Source organism: Zhenhengia sp. (assembly GCF_046966505.1).
GTDB lineage: Bacteria > Bacillota > Clostridia > Lachnospirales > Cellulosilyticaceae > Zhenhengia > Zhenhengia yiwuensis.
On record NZ_JBKVCH010000014.1, the window covers coordinates 79677 to 95291 of the forward strand.

15 protein-coding genes are annotated in these 15615 nt (G+C 35.1%); 3 read left to right on the forward strand and 12 right to left on the reverse strand.

The features are described from left to right. Positions 1-21 precede the first annotated feature (21 nt). The 4 genes from ACLTBU_RS14220 to ACLTBU_RS14235 form a co-directional block, all read right to left on the reverse strand. Entirely contained in the window at positions 22-924 is a 903-nt protein-coding gene (locus ACLTBU_RS14220) for a carbohydrate ABC transporter permease (RefSeq protein ID WP_177671051.1), read from the reverse strand. A gap of 15 nt (positions 925-939) precedes the next feature. Continuing rightward, a complete protein-coding gene (locus tag ACLTBU_RS14225; protein ID WP_177671052.1) occupies positions 940-1920 on the reverse strand; it encodes an ABC transporter permease in 981 nt (326 codons plus the stop codon). A 152-nt stretch (positions 1921-2072) separates the two neighbouring features. Further along, positions 2073-3746, reverse strand: coding sequence for an extracellular solute-binding protein (locus tag ACLTBU_RS14230; RefSeq protein ID WP_412219559.1), 1674 nt, complete (start codon positions 3744-3746; stop codon positions 2073-2075). Positions 3747-4024: 278 nt separating this feature from the next. Continuing rightward, the gene (locus ACLTBU_RS14235) at positions 4025-4882 is read right to left on the reverse strand and encodes an aldo/keto reductase (protein WP_412219561.1); all 858 of its coding nucleotides are present in this window, start codon (positions 4880-4882) and stop codon (positions 4025-4027) included. A gap of 405 nt (positions 4883-5287) precedes the next feature. On the opposite strand from ACLTBU_RS14235, the gene ACLTBU_RS14240 reads away from it, so the two are divergent. Both ACLTBU_RS14240 and ACLTBU_RS14245 read left to right on the forward strand, forming a co-directional pair. Next, positions 5288-6136, forward strand: coding sequence for a CAP domain-containing protein (locus ACLTBU_RS14240; RefSeq protein WP_320650563.1), 849 nt, complete (start codon positions 5288-5290; stop codon positions 6134-6136). A gap of 260 nt (positions 6137-6396) precedes the next feature. Next, on the forward strand, positions 6397-6876 hold the full coding sequence (locus tag ACLTBU_RS14245) for a dihydrofolate reductase (RefSeq protein ID WP_337528418.1): 480 nt from the start codon (positions 6397-6399) through the stop codon (positions 6874-6876). A 31-nt stretch (positions 6877-6907) separates the two neighbouring features. On the opposite strand, the gene ACLTBU_RS14250 is transcribed toward ACLTBU_RS14245, so the two are convergent. From ACLTBU_RS14250 to ACLTBU_RS14285, 8 genes are all read right to left on the reverse strand, one after another. Beyond that, complete coding sequence (locus ACLTBU_RS14250) at positions 6908-7981, reverse strand: M42 family metallopeptidase (protein ID WP_320650561.1); 1074 nt, start codon at positions 7979-7981, stop codon at positions 6908-6910. Positions 7982-8013: 32 nt separating this feature from the next. Continuing rightward, a complete protein-coding gene (locus tag ACLTBU_RS14255; protein WP_320650560.1) occupies positions 8014-8643 on the reverse strand; it encodes a hypothetical protein in 630 nt (209 codons plus the stop codon). Next, positions 8640-9128, reverse strand: coding sequence for a flavodoxin family protein (locus ACLTBU_RS14260; RefSeq protein ID WP_412219563.1), 489 nt, complete (start codon positions 9126-9128; stop codon positions 8640-8642). Before ACLTBU_RS14260 ends, ACLTBU_RS14255 begins: the two co-directional genes overlap by 4 nt. A 73-nt stretch (positions 9129-9201) precedes the next feature. After that, on the reverse strand, positions 9202-10365 hold the full coding sequence (gene fliB, locus ACLTBU_RS14265; protein ID WP_249333367.1) for a flagellin lysine-N-methylase: 1164 nt from the start codon (positions 10363-10365) through the stop codon (positions 9202-9204). Positions 10366-10571: 206 nt separating this feature from the next. Then, complete coding sequence (locus tag ACLTBU_RS14270; protein ID WP_412219566.1) at positions 10572-10844, reverse strand: hypothetical protein; 273 nt, start codon at positions 10842-10844, stop codon at positions 10572-10574. 89 nt (positions 10845-10933) lie between these two features. Next, positions 10934-12217 (reverse strand): RNA polymerase sigma factor, encoded by a 1284-nt coding sequence (locus ACLTBU_RS14275; protein WP_412219568.1) that lies wholly within the window; start codon positions 12215-12217, stop codon positions 10934-10936. A 92-nt stretch (positions 12218-12309) separates the two neighbouring features. Beyond that, positions 12310-13317, reverse strand: coding sequence for an alpha/beta hydrolase (locus tag ACLTBU_RS14280; RefSeq protein ID WP_412219570.1), 1008 nt, complete (start codon positions 13315-13317; stop codon positions 12310-12312). Positions 13318-13555: 238 nt separating this feature from the next. Beyond that, positions 13556-14344, reverse strand: coding sequence for a hypothetical protein (locus ACLTBU_RS14285; RefSeq protein ID WP_249333370.1), 789 nt, complete (start codon positions 14342-14344; stop codon positions 13556-13558). 215 nt (positions 14345-14559) lie between these two features. Here ACLTBU_RS14285 and ACLTBU_RS14290 point away from each other — a divergent pair, with 215 nt between their 5' ends. Continuing rightward, a complete protein-coding gene (locus ACLTBU_RS14290; protein WP_337528535.1) occupies positions 14560-15552 on the forward strand; it encodes an IS30 family transposase in 993 nt (330 codons plus the stop codon). Positions 15553-15615: the final 63 nt, after the last annotated feature.

A 15615-nucleotide genomic window follows, 5' to 3' on the forward strand; every position in this document is an offset into this window, starting at 1 on the left:
TCCTTTATTCTTCTTTTATTTTTAGCCTTTTAAAGCCCCAATCATAACACCTTTAACAAAGTATTTTTGTACAAATGGATAGATACAAAGTACTGGTACACTAGCAACTACAATAACAGAATACTTAAGCAAATCTACAAGCCCTTGCTTTTGAAGCATAGCCTCCACATCTTGCATCATAGTTGGGTCTATATTATTCATAATTAATATATTTCTTAAAATAAGTTGTAATGGGAATAAATCTTGATTATTTAGGTAAATCATAGCACTAAAATAAGTATTCCAATGCGCTACACCATAATAGAGGACAAGTACCGCAAGAATTGGCTTAGATAATGGCATAACAACCTTACAGAAGAAGCCTATAGGTGAGCAGCCATCAATTTCAGCTGCCTCATAGAGTGTATCTGGAATAGTATTTTGAAGATACGTTCTAGCAATAATCATATTCCACACAGACATAGCTGCTGGAATAATCATAGCCCATCTCGTATTTAACAAACCAAGTTTTTGAATGAGCATATAGGTAGGAACAAGTCCACCACTAAAATACATAGTAAAAACAAAGATACCTGTTATCACATTTCTGCCTACTAACTCTTTACGTGAAAGTGGATAAGCACAAAGCATGGTCATAATAAGATTAATAAAGGTCCCACATATCATGTAAATAAAAGAGTTCTTAAACCCTACTAAAATTTGATTATTCTTAAATACAGCTTCATATCCCATTAATGTAGGTTCTACTGGAAATAGCCATACTTCTCCCCCAATAACAGCCTGAGGACTACTAAAAGATGCACTCACTACATAGATGATAGGATAGAGTACAATGACTAATACAAATGCTAAAATAATATAATTCCCTATGATAAAAGCCTTATCTGCTTTTGATTCTTTAATTAATTTATTTGATGTCTTCATGGTTTATCCCCCCTTCTACCAAATGCTAGTATCTGAAAACTTCTTAGCTAACCAGTTTACACTTATTAACAGTATGAACCCTACAACGGAATTAAATAATCCTACTGCTGTTGAGAAACTATAGTCTGCATTAACTAGCCCTATTTTATAAACAAAAGTTGCGATAACCTCTGACTTAGACATATTCATGCTATTTTGCATTAAATAAACTTTTTCGAAGCCTATACTCATAATAGAACCTACATTGAAAATTAATAAGATAATAATCTGTGGTCTAATGGCAGGTAAATCAATATGCCAAATACGTTTTAATCTAGATGCCCCATCTACAATTGCTGCTTCTTGTAACTCTTTACTTACACCTGCTAAGGCAGCAAGATAAATGATTGCTGAGTAACCAGCTGTTTGCCAGATTCCTGACCATACATATAAAGATGGGAATAAATCTGGGTCCCCTAAAAAGTTAATAGGGTCTTGTCCAAATAATTGTAAGATATTATTGATGATACCTGTACGCATATCTGTTACTTGCATAATGAGACCAACCATAACAACTGTTGATATGAAATAAGGTGCATAAGTAACCATCTGCACAACCTTTTTAAATTTTTGATTTCCTACCTCATTGAGCGCAATAGCTAATAAGATAGGAATAGGAAAGCCTGCAATAAGACTATAAACCCCTAGTGCTAATGTGTTCCATATAACATCTAAACTAGAAGGTGAGCTTAAGAACTGTATAAAATGTTTAAATCCTACCCAGTCACTTCCCCAAATTCCTTTAGATACACTATAATCCTTAAAAGCCATTACAATTCCACCCATCGGAATATAGCTAAAGACAATAACGTAAATAAGTGGTAGCAGTAACATCAGGTAAAATTGCCACTGTGTCAATGCCTTTCTGCATGTCTTTCTTAGTCTTGCCTTTCTATCTAATGGTTCACCTAGGAAAACTTCTTCCTGTTCTATTATCCCTGCATTGGTTTTAGCCATCTATGATCCCCTTCCTCTATATCTATTCTTCGTACTTTTTATAAATCCTCTCACACTTCCCCCATCTTATCCTCTTTTTCATAAAGTCTTACTTATAATAAATGAAGAGTAGAGACTCTAGCTTTTATAGCTCTACTCTCTACTCTCATCCTTTACTTATACTGTCTTGTATAGGCGTTATTGTATACTTCTATATATTTTGAGAGTTGAAGTTTTTCTAAGCCTTTAATATAATCATCCCACTCTGCATCAATGTCTTTAGTACCACTAATGAAAGCAACGCGCATTTCTTCTGCATATTTTTCTAACTCAACAGATATAGTTTGGATTTCTGTTGATTCTTCAGCAGTTAACTTAATAGCAGGTAAAATATCATAATTTCCTTCTGGCTGAGGATAGGGTTCATAGTTATTCTTTGTTTCTTGAAGAAGTAATTCTTCAATACCTTCTGGTGAGCCTACATCTCTACCTTCTTCTGTTGCAGCACCCATTCTCATATCTGCAGTTCTGTAAGATACACCGACATCTTGCCAGTCTTTGTTTTGTGGTTCTGAAGAATATGCTGTTAAGATTTCATAAGTAGCAGGTCTACCATCAAGTCCAACTTGACCTTCTTCTGCATACTTCCAGTCTTCCCCTTCAAATCCAAACTGTGAAGTCAGTGTCCCTTCTAATGTAAACATATAGTCAATCCATCTTAATGCTGCTTCTGGATACTTACAATCTTTTGTAATGGCAAAAGATGTTGCACCAATTCCTGCATGTTTGTAATATGTCGCCTGTCTTAAACCACTTGGTCCTTCAATAGGTGCAATGGTTTTATAATGGCGATAAGTTTCATTATTAGATACAGAGTCTATTACATCCGAGATAGTACCTGCTGGTACAAATAATACAGGTTCACCTTCTTGTGCCATAAGGTTCCTTAACTGACCTGAGTTTTGGGTAAAGGTCCCTTCGTAAATAGCTCCCATTTCATATAATTCATTAAGGAATTTTAACCCTTCCTTATACTCATCTTTATTCACAATAACATCTACATTACCTTCTGGATTTAAAACCAGTTTAGGGTCTGTGTCATAGCCTGGGTCTAAAATAAAGGCATTCATTAAAAATGGTGTTGGGTCTTGGAACCATCCATCATTAGAGCCTGCAATCGCTACACCCTTAGGATTAATTTCTAAGAATTTTCTACATACTTCTTTAAATTCTTCTGTGGTTGTAGGAACATCCATTCCCATTTTTTCAAGCCACATTGTATTTACCCACATCTTTTGAGCATATGTACAGTGGTAGCATTGGTTAACAGTAGCAATATTATAGATATGCCCATCTGTTGCTGTTGTTCTACCTTTGATAGCTGGAACCTCTTCCATAGCTTTCTTATAGTTTGGCATATTCTCTTCAATTAAATCTTCAATTGGTAAGAGTAGCCCTTCTTTTACCCCAAATTTGGCTTCATCTGGTGTATCGAAAATAAATACATCTGGAGGTGTACCACCAGCCATGAGCAAGTTAATCTTCTCCGTTACAGCATCAGATGTAGCAGACTCAAATTTCCAAGTAATATTCGTTTTCTCCTCCATATACTTCGTAAATTCATTGGTACTATAATCAATAATATTAGGTACGATTCTTTGGAACATGGTCATTGTAATCGGCTCATTTGTGATAGGGTAAGTTCCTACTTCTGTATAAAGTGCATTCTTTTCCTCTTCAGTTAATTGTGTATTTGCTTCTTTTGAGCCGCCCCCATTAGAACAGGCTGTTAATGTAAGTGAACCCATTAAGCCTAATGCCAACCATTTCATCCATCTTTTTTTCATATTTAATCCTCCCTATAATTTTGATATAGTATATCTTATCATAACATTTTAATTTTTTCATTATTTTTATATAAAATTATAATATTTATAATATTTATTTTTATTTTATGTGCAATTTTACCATTAAATTATTAAAAATAGTCTCTTTATACCTCATATATACTTCAATCACCTCTACACAAAAATAAAACCTGATTAAATAGGTTGGTTTTAACCCCTCTACTTAATCAGGTTTTATTTACTCTTTCTCTATATAAGATTATTAATTGAACTGCTTATTAGAAATTGATAGCATCTGGATTAATACCTGCTCCACCACAGAATGGGATAGCATCAATAATTGCCATATCCTCTTCTTTAATTTCAAAATCAAATACCTCTGTATTTTCTATAATTCTGCTTTCTGTTATAGACTTTGGAAGTGGTAAGAGCCCATGTTGAAGGACCCATCTAATACAGATTTGAGCGACTGTTTTGCTATATTTTTGAGCCATCATTATAAGGGTTTCATTGTTTAACACATTTCCTGTCCCTAACGGGCTCCATGCTTCTACTAAGATGTTATGTGCTTTGCAGAAAGCTACAGATTCTGCTTGCATAAACCCTGGATGGTATTCAATTTGGTTCACCATTGGTACAACTTTAACTCCTTCAAGAAGAGCTTCTAAATGGTGCGGTAAGAAGTTACTTACACCAATCGCTTTAACCTTACCTTCTATATAAAGCTCTTCTAATGCTCTCCACGTCTGAGCATTAATCTCTTTCCAGTTTTCAAACTGATTAGCAGCCGCTGGCCAGTGAATAAGATATAAATCTACATAGTCTAAGTCTAACTTTGCCATAGTCGTCTCAAAAGCTGCTAGTGTTTTTTCATAGCCTCTTTCTGTATTCCATACTTTACTTGTTACAAAAATTTCTTCTCTTGGCACACCTGATTCTTTAATGGCCTGTCCCACACTTGCTTCATTACCATAGCAAGCCGCTGTATCAATATGCCTATAGCCTGCTTTTAAAGCTGCCTTTACTGAGTTTATAGCTGTTTCACCATTCGGTGTCTGCCATGTTCCAAATCCTATGCAAGGGATTTGCACATCATTAGCTAGTGTATACGTATCTTGTAAATTCTTAAATGTCATACGATCACTCCTTTCCTATACCTTATTATACCCTAAAATTTAGATAACAAAAATCTTAGAGTGTTTGTAAACTACCTCGGGTTTGTTTTGTTTCTTACATGTACTCTATAGTCCTATGTAAGCATTTTTCTTTATTTCTTTAGGAAATTTTTAACTTATTTTAAAACTTATATATTCCCTATATTATGTTAATCACGCTTTGTCCCCCAACGTTTACAGCGTAATAACTTTGTAACATTTTATATCTATTTTATTTTTATAGGCTCTAAAATCGCACTAGCATCACTTGCAAAATATTATAAACTATGTATAATAAATGTTACAGAGTTGTTACACGTATCATTTACACATGAAATAAATACGTAATAACTTTGAATCCGAATTGAATTAAGAGGAGACAAAATTATGAAAGCAAAACAACTATTTACAAAAGCAATCTCAAAATCTACAGCATTCCTTATGATTGGAGCAACTGTTATAGGATCAGGAGCTGGCGCAACTGTTTATGCCAAAGATATTAATGAAACATGTAATGTAAAAGTAAATACATATAAATTCTCTTGTAACAACATTGTTAATCTAGATTGTGATTTTGATAATTTATGGAATCCAGGGAACTGCATACCAGGTAATGGAACATCTAAACCTGAGAATAAACCATCTACTCCAGATAACGAAACTTCAAAGCCTGAGAATAAACCATCTACTCCAGACAATGAAACTTCAAAGCCTGAGAATAAACCATCTACTCCAGACAATGAAACTTCAAAACCTGAGAACAAACCATCTACTCCAGATAACGAAACTTCAAAACCTGAGAATACACCATCTACTCCAGATAACGAAACTTCAAAACCTGATACAAATGTATCTACACAAACTCAATTTGAGAACAGAGTTTTAGAACTTGTCAATGTTGAGCGCCAAAAAGCAGGTCTTAGTGCACTTCAAATGGATGAAAGTGTAAGAAATGTAGCAAGACTTAAATCTGAAGATATGCGCGTTAATAAATACTTCGACCACACAAGCCCAACTTACGGTTCACCATTTGATATGCTCAAAAAATTTGGCATAAGCTATAAAAGTGCTGGTGAAAACATCGCTCAAGGTTACAGCACACCAGAAGCTGTTGTAAACGGCTGGATGAATAGTAGCGGACATAGAGCAAACATCTTAAATGCAAGCTTCACACATATGGGCGTTGGCTATGATGCTAACGGACACTACTGGACACAAATGTTCATTGGAAAATAATCTTACATACACGAAAAAGCCAGCGGTAAGTTCATACTTATCGCTGGCTTTTTCATAATCTCTTTCTTATTCTCCTACTACTGCTTCTCAAAATCACACCTTATATAATTTATACTTTACTACTATTCTACACTGACTATCTAATAGTCTCTTATTTATTTTATATTCATATAAGGTATCTATATTGTAAAATAACTAGGTAAGTTACATACTAATTAAGAGGGATATACACGATATATACAAATAGAAAGGATTGATTTATGATTGCACTTATTGTAGCCCACTCTAGGAATAGAGTTATCGGCAATAAAGGCCATATGCCTTGGAACTTAAAAAATGAGCTTAAGCGTTTTAAAGCATTAACTACAGATCATGTAGTCGTTATGGGAAGACGCACCTATGAATCCATAGGCCATCCTTTGCCTAACCGTATGAATATTGTTATATCATGCACACAGAACTTTGATGACGAAAACTGTATGACGGCTCACTCATTAGAAGAAGCTATACATTTAGCCCAAGTTAAAGCTCCAGGTAAAACTATCTATATTACTGGTGGTGAAAGATTATATAAAGAATCTCTTCATCTCGTCAATACTATGTATATTACCCTTATTGATGCTTATATCGAAGGTGATACCTTCTTCCCTACTTTTAATGAAGAGGATTTTACTAAACAAATAGATGCTGTTTTCCATGAAGAGCTTACGTATACTTATATGACTTACAGACGCAAATAAGGGTAAACCCAGTGGGCTTACCCTTTATCTTTTATAATTTAGCAATTGTTTCTTCGCTTAAAGTTTTAATATATTCTACGGCTAACTCTATAGATGCTTTATAATCTTTCATAGCTGCGTAGCCATAATGTGTATGGGCATAACGTACTGGTACGCCTAATACAAGGCACGGAACTGCTGCTAATTCTAAGTGAATTGGTCCTGCATCTGTACCACCACCGCTACGTACGGCACATTGGTAAGGAATCTCTTTTTCACGTGCTACTTTTTTCACCTCTTCAATGAGCCTTGGGTTAGCAATAAAACTTCTATCAAAGTGTCTAATTTGTGCACCTTTTTTAAGGCACCCTTGAGCCTCATACTTATCCATAAAAGTATCATCTGCTGGGGATCCTTCAAATATAATAGCTATATCTGGCTTAATATTCTTCACATTAACTTTAGCACCCCTACATCCTACTTCTTCTTGTACAGAGATAGCCCCTACTACATCTACATCAAGCTCTAATCCTTCAAGGGCAAGTAAAGTCTCAATAACGCATCCGCAGCCTAATCTATTATCAAAAGCTTTCCCTAACATGATTTCAGTGGTTTTATTGTAACTAAAAGTGGTATCTGGTACAACTGGTGCACCTACTTCTATCTTGAAAAGGTCTACCACTTCCTCATAACTTGTAGCCCCTACGTCAATAATCATATCTTCTAACTTCTGACCATCTCCCCCGCCAAAGTGTGGTGGTCTCGAACCAATAATGCCTTCTATGTAATCTCCTTCACTATTTTTAATAAGTACTTTATGTGCTGGCACAGTCTGCGTTACCCAGCCACCTAAAAGTAAAAATTTAAGGGTTCCATTGGGTCTAATGCTTTGCACAATAAAAGCAACTTCATCTGAGTGCCCATCTAACATAATAACAGGCTTGTTGCCTGAGTGGTTTTTTCTATAAATTAAAAGGTTGCGCATGCTATCTTCTTGAATAGTGAACTGCTCACCGTATTTCTCTTTAATAAGATTTACGACTTCATCTTCAAAACCAGGTGCACCCTTTGCATTAGATAATGCTTCAATTAAAGCAATAGATTCTTCTTTTGTATAGTTTATCATATGTATTTTCTCCTTTTTACTCTATTTTTCCTTTATAACCTACGCCCCAAATCTTTAACCTTTAACTTGTTTGCCTTGATTGACTGACGCCAACCCAGCTGCCCTGCCCATTTGTATAAAAACCTTGGAAAGTTTATGGATAGATAGATATTGTCAGCTGATGTACCAGCTAGTATATGAGTCACTAATTGATTGAATGCAGTACCTAAATTTTTCTTAGGTCCCTTGCCTAGTGGCACCTTCCCTAAACTTGAAAGTGCACCACCACCACCTACACCTATCCCTTGTCCCCATATAAGTCCTACTTTCTCACACCAGTTTTGCATAATATGTAAAGCATTTCTATTTTGCTTTCCTTCATAGAAACCACAGTTCGCTATAGCATAGACGTGTATCGCTTTGTTTTCTATACCATAAGTCTCTATTTCACATAGGCAAGATAATAAATGTGAAGGTATGCCATCTACATATAAGGGAAATGCAAAAACAAGGGCATCAAACTGATTGAATTCCTCTATTATATCTGGAGACATGGTACTCACTCTTAAATCATAGTCTATAAAGCTTATTTCTTTTGGAAAGCATGTTTTTAAATCCTTCAGCAGTGTAGTACTGGCGCTATCAGACTTCTTAGGACTTCCATTAATTACTGCAATTTTCATAGACTCATCCCTCTCAGTTCATCCCTACTCTTTAGAAATACAACTTTTTGAACTAGCCCATCATAATTCACTGCATTGGCTTTCGCAAGATTTCGAGCTGTCTCTTTTTCCTGCTCACTCATAACCTCCCCATAAAAGTAAACCTTCATTATAATACTATTATCATAGCGTCTCTTATGATGCATTTCACCTTTACGTATTACAAAATCAGGATGGATATAGGAAATCGCCCTGTCTAAAACATTTTTTACAAATGGGCTATAGCTCCCATAAGTACATTTACTTACTATAATGAGTTCATTGCATTTTCCAAGTTTCTCTCCTGTATCACTGTAATCATCCTTAATGATACATCTTCCTGGTGTCTTCACCCAACATCCAAAACATCCTATACAAGGATGGATATGTCCATTATTTTCAATGATAATATCCTCATCCTTTAGGTTTAACAACTTACTTTCTACATCGGAAATAATAAGTGCCACCGCTTACCTGTTCCCCCTTTATGGAATTAATAAAATTTTTATTATTTCTATTATACTATAATTTATTTTATACTTATAGCTTTCCATTCCCAATAACGAGTGCAAGGTAACCCCATTCCCATATCACTTCTTCAAAACTATTTTCTAGGTACTCTCTAATATCACTTTGTTCATAACCTGTGACTCTAGAAATAACAGATATATAATCTCTTACCATTATATAGTCGATCTCACCCTCACCATTCATCAGCCATTTTAGGAAGAGAGCTTGCTTAAGTACGGCATACTCTAAGGTAATCCACTGGAATCCCACTACTACATCTTCTAACTCCATTTCAGGCATAAGACAGTTACCAAAGATTTCGCTGATTAAGTAATTTTTTAAGAGATCTTCATAAGGCTGTAAGGCTCTTTCAAAGTTTTTAGCTTTCTCTAAGATAACCTGTTCTGTATAGACTGCCTCTAACCCTTCAGCTGTAACTGAAATAGGTTCTAGATAATCTACATAAAGCTTTTGCTTACGATAGTTATGCACAACATCTAGGAAGAGTTCATTACCTTCCCAGAAGGAATCCAAACGGTTAAACCTCATTTTTCTGATAGCTTGCACCAATGGTTGAATGTGCCCACCATCTGTATATTGATGAACTTGTTTAGCTGTGATTTCATCTTGCTCAAAGAGTTCTAACAGAGCATAGAAAATAATCATCATACGCTCTGTTAGTGTATAATTTTCATCTTGAATCAGCGTAAGGATCATCTCACGTACATTATATAAAAGGTCTGGATTTTTAGCTCCTTCTTTAACAAAATGGATAGTATTCAGATTTTGATTAAGTAAATCTACGACTGCTGGGCAACCTGTATCAAGAGAATATTCTACTCGGTTCTCAAAAGTATTGATTTGGCGTGGGAAGGTGGTACACGTTTCAGATAAGTAATCTTCACCTAACTCTGTTACTAGCCTACATAATTTATCTTGATTAAGAAATGGGCATTTCTTCTCTTTATTTAAAGTAATCACATGTCCTGATTCGTCTGATTTAACATGGCTACATAAGTGTATCCCTAATTTATTTTCACCATCTTGGTTATTAGCTTTTAAATTTACACCTTGCCATTTTTGAAGCGTGTGATCATCTACCCCTATTCGCCACTCCTGGCAGCAAGTTAGGGGACAATCCCCCGCAATGCATTTGAATGTATCATAATAATTCACTTTAATGTTATCGCTCATAGTTCCTCCACAAGTAAGTTCTAGCTTCTTTCATTTATCTTTTGCTATTATAATATAAAAATAAGTAAAAACGCCACTTCCAATATTCAACTATAAACGGCGGATGTAAATTCTAAAAACGCTTAAACAGCAAAATTAGTATCTTACTCAATAAAAGCCCTATACTATAGCTAAGTAGCTCACAGTATAGGGCTTCTATTTATAAATTATTTACTTACCATAATCCATGTTCCTTCTGCACAAGGTGTCCGCTCTGGTAAGGTTAAAATATTCTTTTTGATACATTCTTCAATAATATCACTTACAAGTCCGCAGCTTGTAACCATTGTAAACATATGATATTCACTCATTAAATGTTTAGGTACGAATTTCTTAATGAATTTATAGAGTTTATCTGCTGCGTCCTCTACTAAATCTTTAAATTCCTCTTCAATATCGAGTGCTAGGCTTTGGAAAGCATTGGCCTCTTCTATATCCATTACAACAACTTTAGGATATAAATACCCTTCTTCAACTTTTAAGTAGCCTGCCTCAATAGCTTTTGCAGCGGTTTCTTGCTCATCTTGTGTTAATTCACTCCGTTTGATACCCTTTTAATCGCTTGAAGTGTTAAACGTAGTAGCAGGTCATTGGAGATATCGTGCCCACAAGCAAAATGTTGCTGGATACGCTCACCATAAAGGTTAAAGGCAGACACAGCCTTATAGCCACAGATATTATAAGCACTTATGCCATCACATCCGTAAAATTGAATATCCAGTGCATCATTGGTCCCAATAACTATTCCAAAAACAAGATACTTCTCTTCTCGTTTTTGAATAGCTTTAAAATATTTCTCTTCTAGACATTGATCAATTCCCTTGCTATAAGACCATACTAAGAGGTTTATTAATGACCAAGCAATAAATCTTCTATCTGTTTGTTTATTTAAGAACGGAAAACCTAGAATGTCCTTTTCACGTCTTTGTAAATAAGCGCCTATCCTCTCAGCAAGGATTTCTATTTTTTCCTCATACATTTTATTTATTTCTCTAAAATGCTCTAACTCCAACATAATAAAATTAGAGATATACTTACCATTTTCTAATCTTTTCAATAAACCATAATCCCCATTTATTCCTGCACATTGAATTTCGAGCTCTTCTTCTATAAAAGGCATAGGCACATTGAGTAGTTTTGAAAGTTCTTTTGCGCTTCTAGCTGTATCTTTACATAGATAAACAAGATTTTGAGACAACATGCGCTCTGCCTTTGATGAAGGGTCATTCCCTACAGGTTCTCCCTTGCCAACAAATTGCATATGAATTGGTTTTAAACTTAAATCTTTACTCTCCATTTTTCCTACCTCTTTCTTAAGGGTATTACGTGCTGAGAACAGGCGTTGTTTTACTGTAGTTTCACTAAGTCCAAGGCATATTGCGATTTCAGACACTTTCATTTCATCTAAATAATACATGACCATGACCTCTCGGTACATTTTTGAAAGAAAGGTAATCTCTTTTTTAATCCGTTTAAGGTACAAGGCATCGCTCTCTTCTTCCATATACACTTCGATAGGGTGTGTCTCTAGATTTCGGACTTCCTCGTTATAGGCTTCCATAATAAATCTTTCTTTTTGCTTGGTGCGTTTCTCACAGTAATCTGCATACGTACGATGTGCAATGGTCCATGCAAAACTATAGAAATTTTCAATAGTAGGATTTTTACGCGCACCTTTAAGAATGTTTAAAATCATCTCTGAGCATAAGTCCTCGGCCTCAGGTGAATTATTACAGCGTTTATAGGCAAATCCATAGAGCTTATCTAAAAAATTTTTATCTATCATTTGTTCTATTGTAAGTCCTGTTCTCATAGTTCCCCTCAACATTAAAATTTGTTTCTTACACCTATATAGTCGGTAGAAAAATGGTTTGGTTAGATAAATTAATCTATTTATTTTTGCTTTTACCTTCTAGTAGGCTTATCTCTCCATTTTGGAGCCTGGCCTCTATTCATCTCTTTATTCTTTCGGTTGATCCACTCTGTAGAAGCATCCATTGCAGCACGACAAGCTTTAGTCTGGTCTAAAGTATTAAGCATAACAAAGTCATGAATGATAGCCTGGAAACGTATAGCTGTTACATCTACTCCAGCTTTTCGTAATTTTCTAGCATACTCTTCCCCCTCATCCCTTAGAACATCTGCTTCTCCATTTAAAATCATAGCATCTGGAAGGCCTTCTAACTCTTCTAGTGTGGCCCTTAAAGGAGAAGCTGTTATCTCATTACGTTCTTTATTACTCATAGTATACTGGTTCCAGAACCACATCATACCAGCTCTATATAGATAGTAGTCTACTGCAAACTTATAGTAGGATTTAGTAGAAAAGCAAGCATTGGTTACTGGATAATATAAAAGCTGTTTATGAATCTTAGGTCCTTTTCTATTCTTAGCCATAATAGTCATTACAGTTGCCATATTCCCGCCTACACTATCTCCTGCAACTGTTAAGGTATTTAAATTGGCACTGCAACCTATTCGTAATAATAAGCTAGGAAGCATACACATAACTTCATAACACTGTTCAATAGCTGTAGGGTATTTTGCTTCTGGTGAGCGCGTATATTCTGGAAAGACTACTATGGAATTCGTACGAGCTGCCAGTTCACGTACTAGTTTATCATGCGTATGCAAACTTCCAAATACCCACCCTGCTCCATGAATGTAATAAATGACATTAGGTATATCGACTCTATTAGTAGGTATTATTGCATACACATTAATTGTTCCCCAGTTACTTGTGGGGAATGGTATGGTCTTAATTTCTGCTGGATATTTATAAACAGGGGCATCTTGTGCCTTTTCCAAAACTTCACGCCCCTCTTTTGGAGGAAGCTGAAAAATTAAAGGCGGCTTAGAGGCATTATCACAAACCTGCTCCGCTTGCCACTCCAAAGGTATTGATCTTCTCATATATTGATTCTCCTTCATATCTTTTTTAAAGGTTCTATAATGCTATTTACCTATGCTATAAGGGTTTAAATACTATATTTCTAATATATGATCTGATCTCCAAAAATTTACTGTCTATTTCTCTATTGTATAATGCTCTTCCTATCCTTTTTATAAGATTTTAAAAGCTTATTGGGAAATATAAAAAGTCCCAATAAAGAGCTTACTCTCACTGGAACCTTTTATTTTCACCCTATCCTTACTCTAAATTTAGGTGTTTCTTTAGAATATAAGTTGTACCTTCAAACATAACGACTATAAAAATTATCGCCATTATATTTGCTATAAATAAACTCTTAGTAGGATCCATATTCGCCCCTGTATATAGACTTCCTAACATTGTCATTCCTGTTATCCAATTGATTGCCGTATTAATAACGAAGAAAGCTATAAATGATGCCGCCGTACGATGTTTTTGGAAACTTGGGAACTGTCCTATTGCTAAAGATAAGTAGATTAAGACTACAAATTGTATATACATCAAGAATGTTGCAAGTGCAAATTGGGTAATGACAAATAGGCCCATTCGACCTACTTCATCTTGTAGCATAATCATCATTCGTGGTATGAATATGGAAAACATCTGCCCCACTTCGGCAAAGAATTCTCCGGTAGCAAATAAAACGATAAATGTTATCACCCCAACTATTCCACTTAAAATAACCCATGTTACTGCTACAAGCATTTTAGTAATAATTAAACTTCTTATTTTAACAGGTAAGGTAAACATTAAATACCCTTCATCTGATAGCAGATTTTTTTGGAAACGTTGAATCGTTACAATTAAAGTGATGACAACTAATGCTATAAATAATCCAACTAATGCAAGGGTTGTAAAGTTACCTAGTGTATTAAGCTCTTCAAATACCCCCTTATTGCTTCTTCCTAAAAATCTTTGAATGAGTGCAACGAGCAAAATAGCGCCATACAGAGGTAAGAAAGTTCTTCCTGTCGCTTTAAATTCATATTTAATTAATTTTCCTAACATCTAAATACCTCCCTAAATAATGCATCTATAGATTGACCTTTTTCCTGTCTAATGTCATCTACGTTACCTTGTAACCTAACTTCTCCATAGCCTAGGAAAATAATATCATCCTTGAATTTACAATCTAAGTGCAACACCTAAAAAAAATATGACTCATAAGAGAAAATCCTAGTAAAATAGTGTTTGCGAAGACTACTATTGAAAGGATTAATCTTATGAGCCATTACACACATTTTACCATAGCTGAGCGAGAAAAAATATTATTTTTCCTTGCTCAATCTAAATCTTTAGGTTTTATCTCAAAGGAACTTAATAGAAGCAAATCATCTATTTCTAGAGAAATTAAAAGAAATTCAGATGCTAACGGGATATATTCTCCATCTGATGCTCAAAGAAAATATCTAAAAAGACGTGAAAATTGTAGGGCTAAAAAGATGCTAGTGGATGAATTGATTCATGATAAAGTTCAGGAACTTTTTCTTCAGCACCAGTGGTCTCCTGAACAAATTTCAAATCGATTAAAGTTAGAGAACAATCCTATAGCCATTAGTTATTCAACTATCTACAGAGGCATATATGCTGGTCTTTTAGAGGAAAGTCCTCTGCTAAAAGGTCAACGAGGAGTTGCTCGTAAACTTAGGCATCGTGGAAAAACACGACATACAAAGGGGCATGTTGAAACACGTGGAAAAATTCGTATCAGCTATCCTATAGAAGAACGTCCTGAGATTGCAAATAATCGTGAACGTATAGGTGATTGGGAAGCTGATACTGTTGCTGGTCAAACAGGTAAAGCTTGTCTTGTAACCCTCACAGATAGAAAAAGTAGGTTTCTCTTATGTGAAAAAGTAGCTAAAAAAGCTTCTCATGAAGTATCTGATAAAATGATAAAAATGCTATCAAGTCAACCTAAAGAAACAATTACACCAGATCGAGGCAAGGAGTTTGCCCAACATAGCAAGATTACTAATGCGTTAGGAGGCATTCCTTTCTATTTTCCAGCACCACATCATCCATGGGAACGTGGTACAAATGAAAATACGAATGGACTTCTACGAGAGTATTTTCCTAAAAGTATGGATATAACGGATACTCCCGATAATGTCATTCAAGAAAAAGTATTAGAGTTAAATAAACGACCTCGTAAATGCTTAAACTGGAAAACACCCTATGAAGTATATTATGAAAAGGTGTTGCACTTAACTTGACAATTCGCCATCACAAATATTTTCTACTTCTTGAATGAGATGGGTTGCTATAATGACAGAGCT

Coding starts and splice junctions, on each gene's coding strand:
- ACLTBU_RS14220 (WP_177671051.1), bottom strand. CDS start 924: ATGAAGACATCAAATAAATTAATTAAAGAATCAAAAGCAGATAAGGCT.
- ACLTBU_RS14225 (WP_177671052.1), bottom strand. CDS start 1,920: ATGGCTAAAACCAATGCAGGGATAATAGAACAGGAAGAAGTTTTCCTA.
- ACLTBU_RS14230 (WP_412219559.1), bottom strand. CDS start 3,746: ATGAAAAAAAGATGGATGAAATGGTTGGCATTAGGCTTAATGGGTTCA.
- ACLTBU_RS14235 (WP_412219561.1), bottom strand. CDS start 4,882: ATGACATTTAAGAATTTACAAGATACGTATACACTAGCTAATGATGTG.
- ACLTBU_RS14240 (WP_320650563.1), top strand. CDS start 5,288: ATGAAAGCAAAACAACTATTTACAAAAGCAATCTCAAAATCTACAGCA.
- ACLTBU_RS14245 (WP_337528418.1), top strand. CDS start 6,397: ATGATTGCACTTATTGTAGCCCACTCTAGGAATAGAGTTATCGGCAAT.
- ACLTBU_RS14250 (WP_320650561.1), bottom strand. CDS start 7,981: ATGATAAACTATACAAAAGAAGAATCTATTGCTTTAATTGAAGCATTA.
- ACLTBU_RS14255 (WP_320650560.1), bottom strand. CDS start 8,643: ATGAAAATTGCAGTAATTAATGGAAGTCCTAAGAAGTCTGATAGCGCC.
- fliB (WP_249333367.1), bottom strand. CDS start 10,365: ATGAGCGATAACATTAAAGTGAATTATTATGATACATTCAAATGCATT.
- ACLTBU_RS14270 (WP_412219566.1), bottom strand. CDS start 10,844: ATGGATATAGAAGAGGCCAATGCTTTCCAAAGCCTAGCACTCGATATT.
- ACLTBU_RS14275 (WP_412219568.1), bottom strand. CDS start 12,217: ATGAGAACAGGACTTACAATAGAACAAATGATAGATAAAAATTTTTTA.
- ACLTBU_RS14280 (WP_412219570.1), bottom strand. CDS start 13,317: ATGAGAAGATCAATACCTTTGGAGTGGCAAGCGGAGCAGGTTTGTGAT.
- ACLTBU_RS14285 (WP_249333370.1), bottom strand. CDS start 14,344: ATGTTAGGAAAATTAATTAAATATGAATTTAAAGCGACAGGAAGAACT.
- ACLTBU_RS14290 (WP_337528535.1), top strand. CDS start 14,560: ATGAGCCATTACACACATTTTACCATAGCTGAGCGAGAAAAAATATTA.